Annotated in this window: 14 protein-coding genes; 8 read left to right on the top strand and 6 right to left on the bottom strand. The window is 73.4% G+C overall.

Annotated features, from left to right (window positions below):
• Positions 1-91 precede the first annotated feature (91 nt).
• On the top strand, positions 92-1,675 hold the full coding sequence (locus GBN72_RS32845; protein ID WP_151775640.1) for a TROVE domain-containing protein: 1,584 nt from the start codon (positions 92-94) through the stop codon (positions 1,673-1,675).
• A gap of 191 nt (positions 1,676-1,866) precedes the next feature.
• Here GBN72_RS32845 and GBN72_RS32840 read toward each other — a convergent pair whose 3' ends face one another.
• A complete protein-coding gene (locus GBN72_RS32840; protein ID WP_151775639.1) occupies positions 1,867-3,099 on the bottom strand; it encodes a TerD family protein in 1,233 nt (410 codons plus the stop codon).
• A 169-nt stretch (positions 3,100-3,268) separates the two neighbouring features.
• Here GBN72_RS32840 and GBN72_RS32835 point away from each other — a divergent pair, with 169 nt between their 5' ends.
• From GBN72_RS32835 to thpD, 5 genes are all read left to right on the top strand, one after another.
• Positions 3,269-3,874, top strand: coding sequence for a TIGR03086 family metal-binding protein (locus GBN72_RS32835; RefSeq protein WP_151775638.1), 606 nt, complete (start codon positions 3,269-3,271; stop codon positions 3,872-3,874).
• Positions 3,875-4,272: 398 nt separating this feature from the next.
• Positions 4,273-4,833, top strand: coding sequence for a diaminobutyrate acetyltransferase (ectA, locus tag GBN72_RS32830; protein WP_151775637.1), 561 nt, complete (start codon positions 4,273-4,275; stop codon positions 4,831-4,833).
• 113 nt (positions 4,834-4,946) lie between these two features.
• Positions 4,947-6,218 (top strand): diaminobutyrate--2-oxoglutarate transaminase, encoded by a 1,272-nt coding sequence (gene ectB / locus GBN72_RS32825; RefSeq protein ID WP_151775636.1) that lies wholly within the window; start codon positions 4,947-4,949, stop codon positions 6,216-6,218.
• A 61-nt stretch (positions 6,219-6,279) separates the two neighbouring features.
• Positions 6,280-6,678 carry an ectoine synthase gene (locus tag GBN72_RS32820; protein ID WP_151775635.1) on the top strand — a complete coding sequence of 133 codons (399 nt, stop codon included), beginning with the start codon at positions 6,280-6,282 and terminating at the stop codon, positions 6,676-6,678.
• A 79-nt stretch (positions 6,679-6,757) separates the two neighbouring features.
• A complete protein-coding gene (thpD, locus tag GBN72_RS32815; RefSeq protein ID WP_151775662.1) occupies positions 6,758-7,597 on the top strand; it encodes an ectoine hydroxylase in 840 nt (279 codons plus the stop codon).
• A gap of 43 nt (positions 7,598-7,640) precedes the next feature.
• On the opposite strand, the gene GBN72_RS32810 is transcribed toward thpD, so the two are convergent.
• The 3 genes from GBN72_RS32810 to GBN72_RS32800 all read right to left on the bottom strand — a co-directional run bounded on the left by GBN72_RS32810 (position 7,641) and on the right by GBN72_RS32800 (position 10,763).
• Entirely contained in the window at positions 7,641-8,687 is a 1,047-nt protein-coding gene (locus GBN72_RS32810; RefSeq protein ID WP_151775634.1) for an aminotransferase class V-fold PLP-dependent enzyme, read from the bottom strand.
• 71 nt (positions 8,688-8,758) lie between these two features.
• Positions 8,759-9,469 carry a DsbA family oxidoreductase gene (locus GBN72_RS32805; RefSeq protein WP_151775633.1) on the bottom strand — a complete coding sequence of 237 codons (711 nt, stop codon included), beginning with the start codon at positions 9,467-9,469 and terminating at the stop codon, positions 8,759-8,761.
• A gap of 193 nt (positions 9,470-9,662) precedes the next feature.
• Positions 9,663-10,763 (bottom strand): pyridoxal-phosphate-dependent aminotransferase family protein, encoded by a 1,101-nt coding sequence (locus GBN72_RS32800; protein ID WP_246213045.1) that lies wholly within the window; start codon positions 10,761-10,763, stop codon positions 9,663-9,665.
• A 224-nt stretch (positions 10,764-10,987) separates the two neighbouring features.
• Between GBN72_RS32800 and GBN72_RS32795 the strand changes: the two genes are divergently transcribed.
• Complete coding sequence (locus GBN72_RS32795; RefSeq protein ID WP_151775632.1) at positions 10,988-12,490, top strand: PstS family phosphate ABC transporter substrate-binding protein; 1,503 nt, start codon at positions 10,988-10,990, stop codon at positions 12,488-12,490.
• 83 nt (positions 12,491-12,573) lie between these two features.
• Complete coding sequence (locus GBN72_RS32790; protein WP_151775631.1) at positions 12,574-13,665, top strand: amidohydrolase family protein; 1,092 nt, start codon at positions 12,574-12,576, stop codon at positions 13,663-13,665.
• A gap of 556 nt (positions 13,666-14,221) precedes the next feature.
• Here the strand turns inward: GBN72_RS32790 and GBN72_RS32785 are convergent.
• A complete protein-coding gene (locus tag GBN72_RS32785) occupies positions 14,222-15,013 on the bottom strand; it encodes an enoyl-CoA hydratase/isomerase family protein (RefSeq protein ID WP_151775630.1) in 792 nt (263 codons plus the stop codon).
• A 135-nt stretch (positions 15,014-15,148) separates the two neighbouring features.
• On the bottom strand, positions 15,149-15,367 hold the full coding sequence (locus GBN72_RS32780; RefSeq protein ID WP_023542602.1) for a helix-turn-helix domain-containing protein: 219 nt from the start codon (positions 15,365-15,367) through the stop codon (positions 15,149-15,151).
• Between the last annotated feature and the right edge of the window lie 204 nt (positions 15,368-15,571).

Raw genomic sequence — 15,571 nt, 5'->3', positions numbered from 1 at the left:
GCGGTCACTCCGGGCCGGCCCGCGGGGCCGCGGCCCCGGGCCGCTCCCTCTGCCGTGCCTCCCCCGTACCGCCGACGTGGGGGGAATCCACATGGCACGCTTCAACACCCGGAAGACCCCGGCGACGCCCGTTCCGCACTCGCCCGTGACCACCACCGGGCGGCCCCTGCGCACCCATCAGGGCGGCGAGGGCGTCGAGCGGGACGCGCGGTCGGAGTTGTTCCTGCTCGCCGTCGACACCTTCGTCTCGCAGCGCACCGCCTACGAGCCCAAGGACCGGCGCGACGAGCGCTTCACCCGGCTGGTGCGCGAGCTCGCCGTCTCCGACCCCACCTGGACGGCCGGCCTGCTCGGCTGGCTGCGCGGCGAGGGCGGAATGCGTACCGCGTCCCTGGTCGGCGCGGCCGAGTACGTGAAGGCGCGCCTCGACGCGGGGGCGGCGGACGGTCCGGCCAACCGCGAGGTGATCGCCTCCGTGCTGCGCCGGCCCGACGAGCCCGGCGAGATGCTCGGCCACTGGACGTCCGTCCACGGGCGGGCCGTGCCCAAGCCGGTCAAGCGGGGGATCGCCGACGCCGTGCGGCGGCTGTACACGGACAAGGCGCTGCTGAAGTACGACACCGCCTCCAAGGGCTACCGGTTCGGCGACGTGCTCAACCTGGTGCACGCCTCGCCCGCCCCCGGCTCGCCGTGGCAGGGAGACCTGTTCCGGTACGCCCTCGACCGCCGGCACCACCCCGAGAACGCCGAGGCGCCCGCCTCGCTGCCGGTGCTCAGGGCCCACCGCGAGCTGATGGAACTGCCCGTGCGGGAGCGGAGGGCGGCCGTCACGGCCCCCGGAGGCGCCGAGCGTCTGGCCGCGGCCGGCATCACCTGGGAGGCGCTGGCCGGCTGGCTCCAGGGGCCGATGGACAAGGAGGCGTGGGAGGCGGTCATCCCGTCCATGGGCGCGATGGCGCTCGTCCGCAACCTGCGGAACTTCGACCAGGCGGGCGTGTCCGACGAGGTGGCGGCCGAGGTCGCCCGCCGGATCGGTGACCCCGCCGAGGTGGCACGGTCGCGCCAGTTCCCGTTCCGCTACCTGTCCGCGTACCGCAACTCGTCGGTGCGGTGGGCGGACGCGCTGGAGCAGGCACTCGGCCACTCGCTGGCCAACGTGCCCCGGCTGTCCGGGCGCACCCTGGTCCTGGTCGACCGTTCCGGCTCGATGTTCTGCAGCCGGCTCTCCGACCGCTCGGAACTGACCCGGGCCGACGCCGCCGCGGTCTTCGGCACGGCGGTGGCCCTGCGGGCGGCCGACGCGGACCTGGTGGAGTTCGGCACCAGCAGCCGGCCGGTCGCGTTCCGCCGGGGGGAGTCCGCCCTCAGGGTGCTGGAACGGTTCCACGACCTCGGCGGCACCAACACCACCGAGGCGGTGCGGACGCACTACCGCGGCCACGACCGGGTGCTGATCGTCACCGACGAGCAGTACGCGCACAGCCCGTACGGCGCCCCCGGCACCCAGGTGCCGTCCCGGGTGCCCCTCTACACCTGGAACCTGGCGGGCCACCGGGCCGGACACGGCCACTCCGGCAACGCCACGCGGCACACCTTCGGCGGCCTGACCGACGCGGCGTTCCGCATGGTGCCGCTGCTGGAGGCCGCGGGCCGGGCCGACTGGCCCTGGGCCTGACCCCTGGACCACGCGGCCAGGCCCGCACCGGCCAGGCCCGCACCGACCCGGTCGCCCGCCCCGACCCGTCCGCACCGGGCCCGGCCGCCCGGTCCGGTGCGGGCGGGACGGGGCCGGGTCGGCAGGGGTGAGCCGGTGGCGGCGGGCGCGCGGGGAGGCCCGCCGCCACCGGTCCGGGTCGCCGGGATCCGTCAGAGTGCCTGGGCGGCCGGCTTGAGCATGTCGCGGACCGTCCGGGCCTTCACGAAGTCGCCGATGGCCGTCATCTCCCACTCGCCGGAGTACTGGCGGATGAACTTGGCCATCATCACGCCGGTCTTGGCCTCCGCGCTGGTCAGGTCGAAACGGACCAGCTCGTTGCCCGCGGTGTCCAGCAGGCGGCAGTAGGCCTTGGCGACCTCGGTGAACTTCTGCCCGGTGAACGAGTTGACGGTGAAGACGAGGCCCGTGACCTCCTGCGGGAGCCGGCCCAGGTCGACGGCGATGACCTCGTCGTCCCCGCCGCCCTCACCGGTCAGGTTGTCGCCGGAGTGCTTGATCGCACCGTTGAGAATGGACAGCTTGCCGAAGTAGCAGGCGTCGACGACGTTGCGCTGCGGGCCGTAGGCGATCACCGAGGCGTCCAGGTCGATGTCCCGGCCGCGGTAGGCGGGCTCCCAGCCGAGGCCCATCCGCACCTGCGAGAGGACCGGCTGCCCGCCCTTGACCAGGGAGACCGTCTGCTGCTTCTGGAGCGAGACCCGGCCCTTGTCGAGATTGATCTTGCCGGACCCCGGCGCCGGGGCGGCGGGCGCGGCCGGAGCTGCCGGGGGAGTGGCGGCGAACGCCCGGGGATCGGCGATCGTCGGCTGGGCGGGCGCGGGGGGCGGCGGCGTCGTCGGGGGAACGGCGGGCGCCGGCGGGGCCACGGGGGCCGCCTGGGCGGGGGCGGGCTCCTCCACGGAGACCCCGAAGTCGGTGGCGATGCCGGCCAGTCCGTCGGCGTACCCCTGGCCCACCGCGCGGGCCTTCCAGGTGCCGTTGCGCCGGTAGATCTCCACCACCACCAGGGCCGTCTCGGAGCCGAGGGAGGGCGGGGTGAACGTGGCGAGGACGGAGCCGTCGGCGGCGTCACGGACGGTGGCGGTGGGCTCGATGCCCTGGAACGTCTGGCCCGCCGCGTCCGGGCTGGCCGTGACGACGATCTTCTCGATGGCCGGGGGGACCGCGGCGGTGTCCACGGTGATGGCGTCGGGAGCCGCGCCGCCGCCCGAGCGGTAGGTCACGCCCGGTCCGGCCGGCTGGTTGTAGAAGATGAAGTCGTCGTCGGAGCGCACCTTGCCGTCGGCGGTGAGCATCAGGCCCGAGACGTCCAGCCGCACCGGTGCGGCGACCTCGACCGTCACACGGGCGGGGCTGAGCGGGATGTTCGAGCCAGGTGTCATAGCGGTCATGTGAGGGAGAACGAGCGGGACGCTTTTACCGTTCCCTTACCGGGGCCGGACGGGTGGGATCCGGGGGAGAACGGTGGATTCCCCCTCCGGCGGGATCCGCACGGGCGAGGGCGCGGCACGCTCCCCCGTGACGGCACACCCCACCCCACGGAGGCTCCCGATGACCGGCGCACCGCTCGACCTCGGACCCCAGGCGCACGAGCTGGCGCGGCTGGCGCGAGGCGTGGACGACATCGCCCTGGACCGCCCCACCCCCTGCCCGGACTACGCGGTGCGCCACCTGCTGGCCCATCTCGAAGGGCTGGCCGAGGCCTTCCGGGACGCCGCCCGCAAGCGGCTCGGCCCCACCACCGACACCTCGCCGGACACCGCCCTGCCCGAGCTGCGGCCGGGCTGGCGCGACCGGCTGCCCGAGGTGCTCGGCGAACTCGCCGAGGCCTGGCGCGAACCGTCCGCGTGGCAAGGGACGACCCGGGCGGGCGGGGTCGAACTGCCGGGGGCCGCCGCCGGCGCGGTGGCGACCGACGAACTCGTCGTCCACGGCTGGGACCTGGCCCGGGCGACCGGCCAGGAGTACCGCCCGGACCCCGCGGCGCTCGCGTCGGCGTACGCCTTCCTCACCGAGGCCGCGGAAGGGCCGGAGGAGGAACGCTCCGCCGTCTTCGGCCCCGTCGTCCCGGTCCCGCAGGACGCGCCGCTGACGGACCGGGCGATCGGCCTCAGCGGAAGGGACCCGCGGTGGCCGGACCTCCCTCCCGGTCGGTGAAGCGAAATCCGGGAAAACGCGAAAGCGTTTCCGTGGGAAATTGAGAGTGTAATTGAAAGGCTGATGCACCGCTCGTTCCCTATTCGCTCATGCCCATGGAGCGGCGGATCAAACGTCAAGATCCCGCGAAGATCGAGAAGGCCTCCCGTGGGGGTCGGCGCGATGTTACGCCAATGTAATCAGGCTCACATCGCGACCGTTCTGCCGGATTCATCCGGTACGAAAGCCGCAGAACACCCTCATGTCCCACCCTGTTTCACGCCCGCCTGATACCACAACGTGCCCGGACACGTAACCCCGCGGGGGAATGCATTTCTCATTTCTGCTGGGTAAGTTCAATTCGCATGACTGCCCTTCAAGCAGCCCCGAAGCAGACGACGACGCAGACAACGCGGACGATGACGCAGACGACGCGTACGACGACGAAGACGACCTCTCCGGAATTCACCGGCGGATTCCGTGACGGATTCCGCGTCGACCGCCCGAACGTGGCCGACGGCGCCGCCCTGTGGCGCATCGCCCGCGACTCCCGGACGCTCGACCTCAACTCCTCCTACAGCTACCTGCTGTGGTGCCGCGACTTCGCCTCGACCTCGGCGGTGGCCCGTACCGAGGACGGCCGGGTCGCCGGCTTCGTGACCGGATTCCTCCGCCCCGAGGACCCTCGGGTCCTGCTGGTGTGGCAGGTGGCCGTCGACGAGCGGTACCGCGGCCACGGGCTGGCCGGCCGGATGCTCGACGAACTGGTGGCCCGGATCGACCGCGACAGCGAACTCGGCGTGGACACCGTCGAGACCACCATCACCCCCGGCAACCGGGCCTCCGAGCGCCTCTTCGCCTCCTTCGCCGCCCGCCACGGCGCCGACCTGACGCGCGAGGTCCTGTTCGCCGCCGAGCGGTTCCCGGCCGAGGGCGAGGCCCACGCCCCCGAGGTCCTGCACCGCATCGCCCCGCTGTGAGCCCCGGGGGACACGCACCGGAGGCCGCCCACGCGCCCCGGACCCCCGTCACCACAGCGCCGCGGAGCCCCGAACCTTCCCCCCTTCCTTCGTCCCGCGAGGAGTCGCACCCCGTGACCGTCATTCAGCCCGACCTGACCGTCTTCGAGTCCCTGGAGTCCGAGGTCCGCAGCTACTGCCGCGCCTGGCCCACCGTCTTCGACCGCGCCCAGGGCAGCCACATGTACGACGAGGAGGGCCGGGCCTACCTGGACTTCTTCGCGGGCGCCGGTTCGCTGAACTACGGCCACAACAACCCGGTGCTCAAGCGCGCCCTGCTCGACTACCTGGAGCGCGACGGCGTCACCCACGGCCTGGACATGTCGACGACGGCCAAACGCGCCTTCCTGGAGACCTTCCACCGCCTGGTGCTCCAGCCCCGCCACCTGCCGTACAAGGTCATGTTCCCCGGCCCGACCGGCACCAACGCCGTCGAGTCGGCGCTCAAGCTGGCCCGCAAGGTGAAGGGCCGCGAGTCGGTCGTCTCCTTCACCAACGCCTTCCACGGCATGTCGCTGGGCTCGCTCGCCGTCACCGGCAACGCCTTCAAGCGGGCCGGCGCCGGCATCCCGCTGGTGCACGGCACCCCGATGCCGTTCGACAACTACTTCGACGGCACGGTCCCCGACTTCCTGTGGTTCGAGCGCCTCCTGGAGGACCAGGGCTCCGGCCTCAACAAGCCCGCCGCCGTGATCGTGGAGACCGTCCAGGGCGAGGGCGGCATCAACGTCGCCCGCCCCGAGTGGCTGCGCGCCCTCGCCGACCTGTGCGAGCGGCAGGACATGCTGCTGATCGTCGACGACATCCAGATGGGCTGCGGCCGCACCGGCGCCTTCTTCTCCTTCGAGGAGGCCGGCATCACCCCGGACATCGTCACCGTCTCCAAGTCCATCAGCGGCTACGGCCTGCCCATGTCGCTCTGCCTCTTCAAGGGCGAGCTGGACGTGTGGGAACCGGGCGAGCACAACGGCACCTTCCGCGGCAACAACCCGGCCTTCGTCACCGCCACCGCCGCCCTGGAGGCCTACTGGTCCGAGGGCGACGCGCTGGAGAAGCAGACCCTGGCCCGCGGCCTCCAGATCGACCAGGCACTGGCCCAGATCACCGCCGAGAACCGCCCCCACGTCAAGGAGTACCGGGGCCGAGGCCTGGTGTGGGGCCTGGAGTTCCACGACAAGGAGCGGGCCGGCCGGGTGGCGCGCCGCGCCTTCGACCACGGCCTGCTCATCGAGACCTCCGGCCCGGAGAGCGAGGTCGTCAAGCTGCTCCCCGCGCTGACGATCACGCCCGACGAGCTGGACGAGGGCCTGCGCGTCCTCGACCGGGCCGTGCGCGAGACGGCGTGACGCGCCGTCGCACCACCCCGCACGACCGCCGAACGATCACCAGAGAGGTGAGCACAACACCGTGATAGTCCGATCCTTCAAGGAGATCGAGGGCACCGACCGGCATGTGAAGGCCGCCACCGGTACCTGGGAGAGCAAGCGCCTCGTCCTGGCGAAGGAGGGCGTCGGTTTCTCCGTGCACGAGACGATCCTCTACGCGGGCACCGAGACGACCATGTGGTACGCCCACCACATCGAGGCCGTCGTCTGCACCGAGGGCGAGGCCGAGCTCACCGACGAGACCACCGGTGAGAAGTACCTGATCACCCCCGGGACCATGTACCTCCTCGACGGCCACGAGAAGCACACCATGCGGCCCAGGACGGACTTCCGCTGCATCTGCGTCTTCAACCCTCCCGTCACCGGACGGGAGGACCACGACGAGAACGGCGTCTACCCGCTGATCACCGAGGAGGTCTGAGCACGTGTCCACCGCGACGACCGCACCCGCCGGCAACGGCCTCACCGACCTGTACCCCACCCGAGGGGCGCAGGAGGCGATGGTGCCCCGCCAGGACCCCGTCGTCTGGGGCGCCCCCGACGCACCAGGCCCGCTCCAGCCGCAGGACCTCGGCGCCTTCGAGCGCGACGGCTTCCTGGCGGTCGACCAGCTGATCACCCCCGAGGAGGTCCAGGTCTACCGGCGCGAGCTGGAACGCCTGGTGGGCGACCCGGGGATCCGCGCGGACGAGCGCTCGATCGTCGAGCCCCGGACGCAGGAGATCCGCTCCGTCTTCGAGGTGCACCGGATCAGCGAGCTCTTCGCCAACCTGGTCGCCGACGAGCGGGTCGTGGGCCGCGCCCGGCAGATCCTCGGCTCGGACGTCTACGTCCACCAGTCCCGGATCAACGTCAAGCCAGGCTTCGGAGCCTCCGGGTTCTACTGGCACTCGGACTTCGAGACCTGGCACGCCGAGGACGGCCTGCCGAACATGCGGACCGTGTCGGTGTCGATCGCCCTGACCGAGAACTTCGACACCAACGGCGGCCTGATGATCATGCCGGGGTCGCACAAGACCTTCCTCGGCTGCGCGGGCGCCACCCCGAAGGACAACTACAAGAAGTCGCTGCAGATGCAGGACGCGGGCACGCCGTCCGACGAGGCGCTCACCGCCCTCGCCGGACAGCACGGCATCAAGCTCTTCACGGGCAAGGCCGGTTCGGCGACCTGGTTCGACTGCAACTGCATGCACGGGTCGGGTGACAACATCACGCCGTTCCCGCGCAGCAACGTCTTCATCGTGTTCAACAGCGTGGAGAACACGGCCGTCGAGCCGTTCGCCGCGCCGGTGCGGCGCCCCGGCTTCCTCGGGGCCCGCGACTTCACCCCGGTGCGCTGAGCACCGGTGCGCTGAGCGCCGGCGCCCCGGGCGGCCCGCTCGCTCAGCGGGCCAGGACGTCGAGCAGACGGTCGACGTCCGAGGGGCTGTTGTAGAGGTGGAAGGCGGCCCGCAGGCTGCCCGCACGGTCGGAGAGCTCGATCCCGGCCGCGGACAGCCCGGGCTGCCTTCCGCCCAGCCCCGGCACCGACACGATCGGCGAGCCCGGCGAGGGCAGCGGTTCGTGCCCCAGCCCGGTCAGGCCCTCGCGGAAGCGGTCGGCCAGCGCCAGGTCGTGGCGGTGGACCGTCTCCACCCCGAGCTCCTCGAAGAGCGCCAGCGAACGGGCGGCGGCGACCGGGGCCATGCTCTGCGGTTCGTCGAACCTCCGCGCGCTGCGGGCCAGTTCACCGATCGGCCCGTAACAGCTCGCCCACGGCTCCTCGCCCGCCACCCAGCCGGCCGACAGCGGACGCAGCCCGCCGAAGTCCTCCGGGACCGTCAGGAACGCCAGGCCGAACAGGGAACACAGCCACTTGTGGGTGACCGTGACGGTGAAGTCGTACTCCCCGGCGTCCAGCGGGAGCCAGCCGGCGGCCTGGGAGACGTCCAGGCAGATCCTGGCGCCGTGCGCCGCGGCGGCCGCGCGCAGCGCCGGCAGGTCGACCAGCCGGCCGTCGGCGGACTGGACCGCGCTGACCACCACCATCGCGGTCCCCGGACCGACCGCCTCCGGGATCTTCTCCAGCGGGACGGCGCGGACCGACAGGTCGCCGCGCACATGGAACGGGTTGACCAGCGAGCTGAAGTCCCCTTCCGCGGTGAGTACGTCGGCGCCCGCGGGGAGCGACGCGGCGATCAGGCCGGAGTATGCGGCCACCGAGGTGCCGACCGCCACCCGGCCGGGGGAGACGCCCATGAGCCGGGCGTAGGAGGCACGCGCCTGCTCCACCGGTGCGAAGACGTCGGCAGGGCGGCCGGTCGCGGCGTCCTCCAGCGCCGCGCGGACGGCGGCCGTGGCACGGGCCGGGAGCAGCCCGACGGCGGCGGTGTTCAGGAAGAGGTTCCCGGGACGGAATTCGGACGCGGCGGCATCGTCGAGGTTCGGCATGGACCCACGATGCCGCCACGGTCCGGGTCCCGTCCACGGGGCGGGCGTCCTCCGCGGTACCGCAGCGCGCGTCAGCGGGCGGGGACCTCGCAGCCCTCGGGGCCGCAGGCGTCGCCGTCGGACAGGACCGTCAGCGGGGAGCGCTCGCCCCACGCCTGGGTCAGGGCCTGGGAGAACAGCTCCGCCGGCTGCGCGCCGGACACCCCGTACCTGCGGTCGATGACGAAGAACGGCACCCCGGACACGCCGAGTTCCGCCGCCTCCCGCTCGTCCGCCCGCACCTCGTCCGCGAAGGCCGCCGGGTCCCCCAGCACCGTGCGCACCTCGTCCTCCGCCAGCCCGGCCTCCACGGCCAGCTCGACCAGGTACGCGTCGGCGTCGGCGAAGACGGACCGCTCCTCGGCGAAGTTGGCCCGGTAGAAGAGATCCAGCAGCTCGGTCTGGCGTCCGCGCTCCTTCGCCAGCTGAAGCAGCCGGTGCAGGTCGAAGGTGCCGCCGTGGTCCCGGCCCTCGGCCCGGTACGGCAGGCCCTCCCCGGCCGCCTGCGTGGCCAGGTTCGCCTCGCCCGCCCGCGCCTGCTCCTCGCTCATCCCGTACTTCTTCGCCAGCAGCCCGAGCACCGGCTCCACGTCGCCCTTGGCGCGTCCCGGGTCCAGCTCGAACGACCGGTGCACGACCTCGACGTCGTCCCGGTGGGCGAACGCCGCCAGCGCCTTCTCGAAACGGGCCTTGCCGACATAGCACCAGGGGCAGGCTATGTCGGACCAGATTTCCACACGCACGGGGCACTCCAGAGGTTCACGACGGTTCTCCAGAGCGCCAACCGCCCGCCCGGCCGCCGCATTCCCGGGCGCCGCGTTCACGGCCGCCGAGGTCACGGCGGCCGCCCCGCGTACGGCCGCCCCGCGTGCGGGGGGACCCGTGCGTACCCGCGTGCGGGAGGCCCGTGCCGCCGGACCCCTGTGCGGGGAACCGCTACTTCCAGGCGGCCGCGGCCGCCCGCAGCGCCCCCGCCAGGTCCACCTCGACGCCCCGCTCCGCCAGCGCGGCGCCCAGCGCGGCCAGGCTGCCCTGCACCGCGCCCGGGGTGGCGTCCCGGCCGTAGTGGTTGACCCGGATCATCTCGGCCGCCAGCGCGCCGCCGCCCGCCGCCAGCGGCAGCGCCGGGTCCGCGGCCAGGGCCCGCGCCACCAGCTCGGAGGCCACCACACCAGCCGGGGCGCGCAGCGTGGTCGCCACCGGAGCGGCGTCCTTCGCGTCGTGGACGTACGGCTCCAGCCCGCCGCCCAGGGCGACCGCCCCGGCCCGGGTCGCCGCGGCGGCCGCGGCGTGCCGGGCCATCAGCGCCTCCAGACCCTCGTGCTCCACCCGCTCCACGCAGGCCTCCAGCGCCAGCATCTCCAGCTGCGCCGGCGCGTGCAGCAGCGCGGTGCGGCCGCGGTCGACCCAGCGCTCCTTCCAGTCCAGCAGCGACAGGTACGAGTGGCGCGGCGCCCGCGGGTTGGCGGCCATCCGCGCCCACGCCCGCTCGCTCACCGACACCGCCGAGACGCCCGCCGGGCCGCCCAGCGCCTTCTGCGCGCCGATCACGCACAGGTCGACGCCCCACGCGTCCGTCAGCACCGGCTCCGCGCCGACCGAGGCCACCGCGTCCAGGTAGAACAGCGCCCCGTGCTCCCGGACCACCTCGCCGATCTCGGCGACCGGGTTGGTGTTCCCGGTGGCCGCCTCGGCGTGCACCAGGGAGACGAAGTCGATCTCGGGATGCTCGGCCAGCGCCTCGCGGATCTGCCCGGCGGTCACCGCTGTGTGGAACGGCACCGCCAGGTCGTGCACCGTCGCGCCGCAGTCCCGCAGCCAGTCGCCGAAGGTCTGCCCGTAGGGGCCGGTGATCACGTTCAGCGCCACCGTCTCCGGCCCCGCGCACCCGCGGATCGCGCCCTCCAGCGGCAGCAGCGCCTCGCCCTGGGTGATGAGGACGTCGTTGCGGGTGCGCAGGAGCCGCGCCACCCGGTCCGCGACGGCGGCGAAACGGGCGGCGCTGAGCGGAGCCAGGTCCAGGAAGGGGTGGGTCACGGTGGTGCTCTCTTCGCTCAGGGAATGCGGGAATGCCGGTAAGACCGATGCGCCCCGAGGGTATCCGGTGACCGCCCGGCACCGCGGACCGCCCGGTTCCGGGCCCCGGGCGTACAGGGGCCGCCCCCGCGCCGAACGACGCGGCAACGTCCGGTGAACTTCACCGGTCGCGGCTCCTCCCGATCTCCCCATGGCGGGAACCCGACCGTACTTTTGTCCGCACCATGGACACGTTCCCCTGGGAGATCACTCTCACCGTGCTCGGCGTCGTCATACCGACGGTGGCCGGCGTGTACGAGTTCTTCTTCATCGGCAGGAAGCGGCTCGGATACCGGATCCAGATGGACACCCGCGCGTTCGGCGGGGAGTTCGCCGGAGCCCGGCACCCGTCGCTGGTGCTCGTGCGGGTCGAGAACAACGGCTCGGTCCCGGTCGACGTCGACGACTACATGGAGACCGACCCCGTGGGGCTCTCCATCCGCTTCCCGCGCCGCCGGGTGGTGCGGGCGTTCGACCCCACGCGCCGCGGCCCCAGCTCGCCCACCAACGTCATCCCCGACCTCAACCAGGACCCGGAACGGGCCGATCCCGACGTGCTGCGGCTGCCCAGGGTGCCGCTCAACAGGAACGAGCACTACAAGGTGCTGGTCCTGCTGGACGAACTCGACGGGGACGACGCGCCCGACCGGGACGGGGACGAGTCCGACGCGGTGATGGTCAGCAGGATCAAGGGCGGCCGGGTCACCCGCACCCGGTACCGGGCGGGCGTCTCCCGGGGCGTGGTCGCGCTGATCACCGTGATGGCGTCGCTGATCGTCGCGCTGTACTACGTGTCCGGGGAGAACTCCACCGCGGCGGTGGACTGCGCCTCCGGCGAACTCACCGTGGTCGGCTCCACGGCCTTCCGCCCCGTGGTGGAGGAGGCCGCCGGGAGCTACCGCGAGGCATGCCGCGACGCCCCCGGCGAGGTGGAGATCCACATCCGGGCGGCCGGCAGCCAGGAAGGCGTCCGCACCCTGGACGAGGCGGGCCGCGGGGCCGGTGAGGACGGCCCGGCGATGCTCGCCTTCTCCGACGGCCGTAAGGGCGACGGGCATCCGCAGCTCCTCCCGCGCCCCGTGTCGTTCTCCCTCTTCACCCTGGTCGTCAGCAAGGAGGCCGGAGTCCAGGACCTGACGCCGGAGCAGATCCGGCGGATCTACTCCGGCCGGTACCGCAACTGGAAGGACGTGGGCGGCGAGGACCTGCCGATCGCGCTGGTCGGCCGGTACTCCAGCTCCGGCAGCCGCCGCGCCCTGGAGGAACGGGTGCTGGGCGGCGCCACCGAGCCCAACTTCACCTCGCAGGACTGCCGCAGCCGCGTCGCGCGCCCCGACAACCCGGCGCTGCGCTGCGAACGCGGCTCCACGGAAGAGGTGCTGGACACGGTGGCCGCCGTGCCGGGCGCCCTCGGCTACGCGGAGGCCCACGCGGCGGCGGCCGAGGCGGACCGCCTCCACCTGGTGCGCATCGACGGCCAGCCCGCCGAACTGGACGCCGCCGACCGGGGCGTCTACCCGTACTGGGCGACCGAGTACGCGTACACGTACGGGCAGCCGCCGGCCGACTCCCTGGTGGCCGGGTTCCTGCGGTACATCACCCTGGAGGTCGGCCAGGACGTGATCCGCGAGCACGGCCAGCGGCCCTGCGCCGACCTCGCCAACCCGAGGCTGTGCCGCCCATCGTGACGCCGCTCGTCCCGCCGCCTCCCACGACGCCCCTCACGCCGCCCTCCTGACGCGGCCGGGCCGGGGGACCTAGGGTGCGGTGCATGAGTGATCACGCGGTGCTGCGGGTGAAGGGGAGGGTGCTGGTCGGGCCCGAGGAGGTCCGGGACGAGGTCTGGGTGGTCGGCGGGCGGATCACCTACGACCGCCCGGCCGGCGCCCGGGACGTCCGCACCGTCGAGGGATGGGCCCTGCCCGGACTGGTCGACGCCCACTGCCACGTCGGACTCGGCGAACGGGGAGCGGTCCCCGACGACGTCTCGGAGAAGCAGGCACTGACCGAACGGGAGGCGGGAGCGCTGCTGCTGCGGGACGCCGGGTCGCCCGCCGACACCCGGTGGATCGACGACCGGGACGACCTGCCGAAGATCGTCCGGGCCGGGAGGCACATCGCCCGTACCCGGCGCTACATCCGCAACTTCGCCTGGGAGGTCGAGCCGGAGGACCTCGTCGCGTACGTCGCACAGGAGGCGCGGCGGGGCGACGGCTGGGTGAAGCTGGTCGGCGACTGGATAGACCGTGGCGAGGGCGACCTCGCGCCCTGCTGGCCCCGTGACGCCGTGGAGGCGGCCATCGCCGAGGCCCACCGGCTGGGCGCGCGGGTGACGGCGCACTGCTTCGCCGAGAACTCGCTGCGGGACCTCGTCGAGGCGGGCATCGACTGCATCGAGCACGCGACCGGGCTGACCGAGGAGACCGTCCCGCTCTTCGCGGAGCGGGGCGTCGCCATCGTGCCGACGCTGGTCAACATCGCCACGTTCCCGAAGCTGGCGGCGGGCGGGGAGGAGAAGTTCCCCCGCTGGTCGGCACACATGCGGCGGCTGCACGAGCGGCGCTACGACACCGTGCGCTCCGCCTGGGACGCGGGCGTGCCGGTGTTCGTCGGCACCGACGCCGGTGGGACGCTGCCGCACGGGCTGGTGGCGGAGGAGGTCGCGGAACTGGTGCGGGCGGGGATCCCCGCCGTGGACGCGGTGGGGGCGGCGTCGTGGACGGCACGGTCCTGGCTGGGCCGCCCCGGCCTCGACGAGGGGGCCCCGGCCGACCTGGTCGTCTACGGGTCGGACCCCCGCGAGGACGTGGCCGTCCTGGCCGCCCCACGCCGCGTCGTCCTCAACGGCCACATCCTCGCCTGACCACCCCGGCAGGCGCGTACCGCGCCGCGCGGCGGGACGACGATCCGCCCCGCTTCCGTCTGCGTGCGGCCGGGCCGCCCTGGTCCGCCCCGTTCCCGTCTGCGTGCGGCCGGGCCGCCCTGGTCCGCCCCGCTCCCGTCCGCGTGCGGCCGGGCCGCCCGGGGTGGCGTGAGCTCGCCTGACGGCGCCGGCAGGCGTGTGCCGGGTGGCGGGGCGATGCGCCGATCGCCCTGTTCTCGTCTGCGTGCGGCCGGGCTGCCCGGGGTCGGCGCGGGCCCGCTTCACGGTGCCGGTAGGCGTGTGCCGCGCGGCGGGGCGATGCGCCGAACGCCCCCGTCCCCGTCTGCGGGCGGCTGGGCCGCCCAGGGGGCGGCACGGGCGGGCGCAGGCGGTGCCGAACGCACCCGACCTCACAGCGGCACGGGTACGGCCCAGGCCCCGGAACCGCACGCACGTGACCGGCCGGGCCGGGACCCAGGCCGTACGCCGGAGCCCCGGCGCCACGGCAGGGTCCGGGCCCGACCGGCGAGCCCCGGCCCGACAGGCGGGGAGAGGCCTACTCGCCCACGCCGGCGAGATCCCGCAGGCGCCGCCCCTGCGCGGCCCGCTCCGCCGCCCGCTGCTCGTCGAACGTGCGCCCCACCGCCCCCCGCAACAGCGCCTTCGTCTCGATCACCGCGTTCCGCGGCGCGGCCAGCAGCGCGGCCGCGAGGTCCCGCACCGCCCCGTCCAGTTCCTCCCGCGTCACCGCGAGGTTGGCCAGCCCGCTGCCGACCGCCTCCTCGGCCGTCACGAACCGCCCGGTGGCACAGATCTCGAGCGCACGGGCGTACCCCACGAGCGCCACCAGCGGCTGCGTACCGGTGAGGTCGGGCACCAGGCCCAGGCTGGTCTCCCGCATGGCGAACTGCACGTCGTCCGCGACGACCCGCAGGTCGCAGGCGAGCGCCAGCTGGAAGCCGGCACCGACGGCATGCCCCTGCACGGCCGCGATCGACACGATGTCGTTACGCCGCCACCAGGTGAACGCCTCCTGGTACTCGGCGATGAGTGCGTCCATCTCCGCCTCACCGCCGCGCGCCATGTCGAGGAAGGACGGCTCGCCGGGGAAGCCCTCCGGCGCGAACGCCTGCCGGTCGAGACCGGCGGAGAAGGACTTGCCCTCCGCGCGCAGCACGACCACCCGGACGGCGCCCGGGAGCGCCCGGCCCGCTTCCGCGAGGGCACGCCACAGGGCGGGGCTCTGCGCATTGCGCTTGGCCGGGTTGGTCAAGGTCACCGTCGCGGTCTCACCGTCGACGACGAGCCGGACTCCGTCCTTGTCGAGGACAGGGTCGAGCGAAGTCATGACGCCTCCGAATGGGTGCGGTCGGCCGACGCGTCCCCGTGAGACGCGCCGGTAAGTGACTGCACAGTAACCACCCGGCCGGTCGGGGGACCGACCGGGTGGCCGCCGTTCATCGGAGTCGACGGCTGCCCGGCCTCAGGCGGATGCCTTCTTGCCGCGCGTCGCCCCGCCACGCCCACGCAGCGTGACGCCCGACTCGCTGAGCATCCGGTGCACGAAGCCATACGAGCGGCCGGTCTCCTCGGCCAGTGCCCGGATGCTCGCACCGGAGTCGTACTTCTTCTTCAGGTCTGCCGCGAGCTTGTCGCGCGCGGGGCCGGTCACCCGGCTGCCCTTCTTCAGAGTCTCGGCCACCCGTGCCTCCTCGTGGGAAGTGCGCTCTGGTCCTCTCATGATCACCCCTCCCCGCCGTCCTGGCCACCCATTCGGCAAGGTCCGTGAGACCGGCTTTTGACGACAGGAGTGCGTGCGCACAATCGGAATGCCTTGTTCCGTCGACCGGTACCCGCACAGCTGAGCGGTATTCAGGACGAACCAGCAGGTCATGGACGCGAGGCG

This window comes from Streptomyces abyssomicinicus (genome assembly GCF_008974245.1).
GTDB lineage: Bacteria > Actinomycetota > Actinomycetes > Streptomycetales > Streptomycetaceae > Streptomyces > Streptomyces abyssomicinicus.
The sequence above is the reverse complement of the archived record's forward strand: the minus strand, read 5'-3'. Positions and strand labels throughout refer to the sequence as shown.

Bases quoted from the DNA above. Each gene is read 5' to 3' on its own strand.
- GBN72_RS32785 (WP_151775630.1), bottom strand. From the start codon at position 15,013: ATGACTTCGCTCGACCCTGTCCTCGACAAGGACGGAGTCCGGCTCGTC.
- GBN72_RS32835 (WP_151775638.1), top strand. From the start codon at position 3,269: ATGACCGGCGCACCGCTCGACCTCGGACCCCAGGCGCACGAGCTGGCG.
- GBN72_RS32845 (WP_151775640.1), top strand. From the start codon at position 92: ATGGCACGCTTCAACACCCGGAAGACCCCGGCGACGCCCGTTCCGCAC.
- thpD (WP_151775662.1), top strand. From the start codon at position 6,758: ATGGTGCCCCGCCAGGACCCCGTCGTCTGGGGCGCCCCCGACGCACCA.
- GBN72_RS32790 (WP_151775631.1), top strand. From the start codon at position 12,574: ATGAGTGATCACGCGGTGCTGCGGGTGAAGGGGAGGGTGCTGGTCGGG.
- ectA (WP_151775637.1), top strand. From the start codon at position 4,273: ATGACGCAGACGACGCGTACGACGACGAAGACGACCTCTCCGGAATTC.
- GBN72_RS32810 (WP_151775634.1), bottom strand. From the start codon at position 8,687: ATGCCGAACCTCGACGATGCCGCCGCGTCCGAATTCCGTCCCGGGAAC.
- GBN72_RS32795 (WP_151775632.1), top strand. From the start codon at position 10,988: ATGGACACGTTCCCCTGGGAGATCACTCTCACCGTGCTCGGCGTCGTC.
- GBN72_RS32840 (WP_151775639.1), bottom strand. From the start codon at position 3,099: ATGACACCTGGCTCGAACATCCCGCTCAGCCCCGCCCGTGTGACGGTC.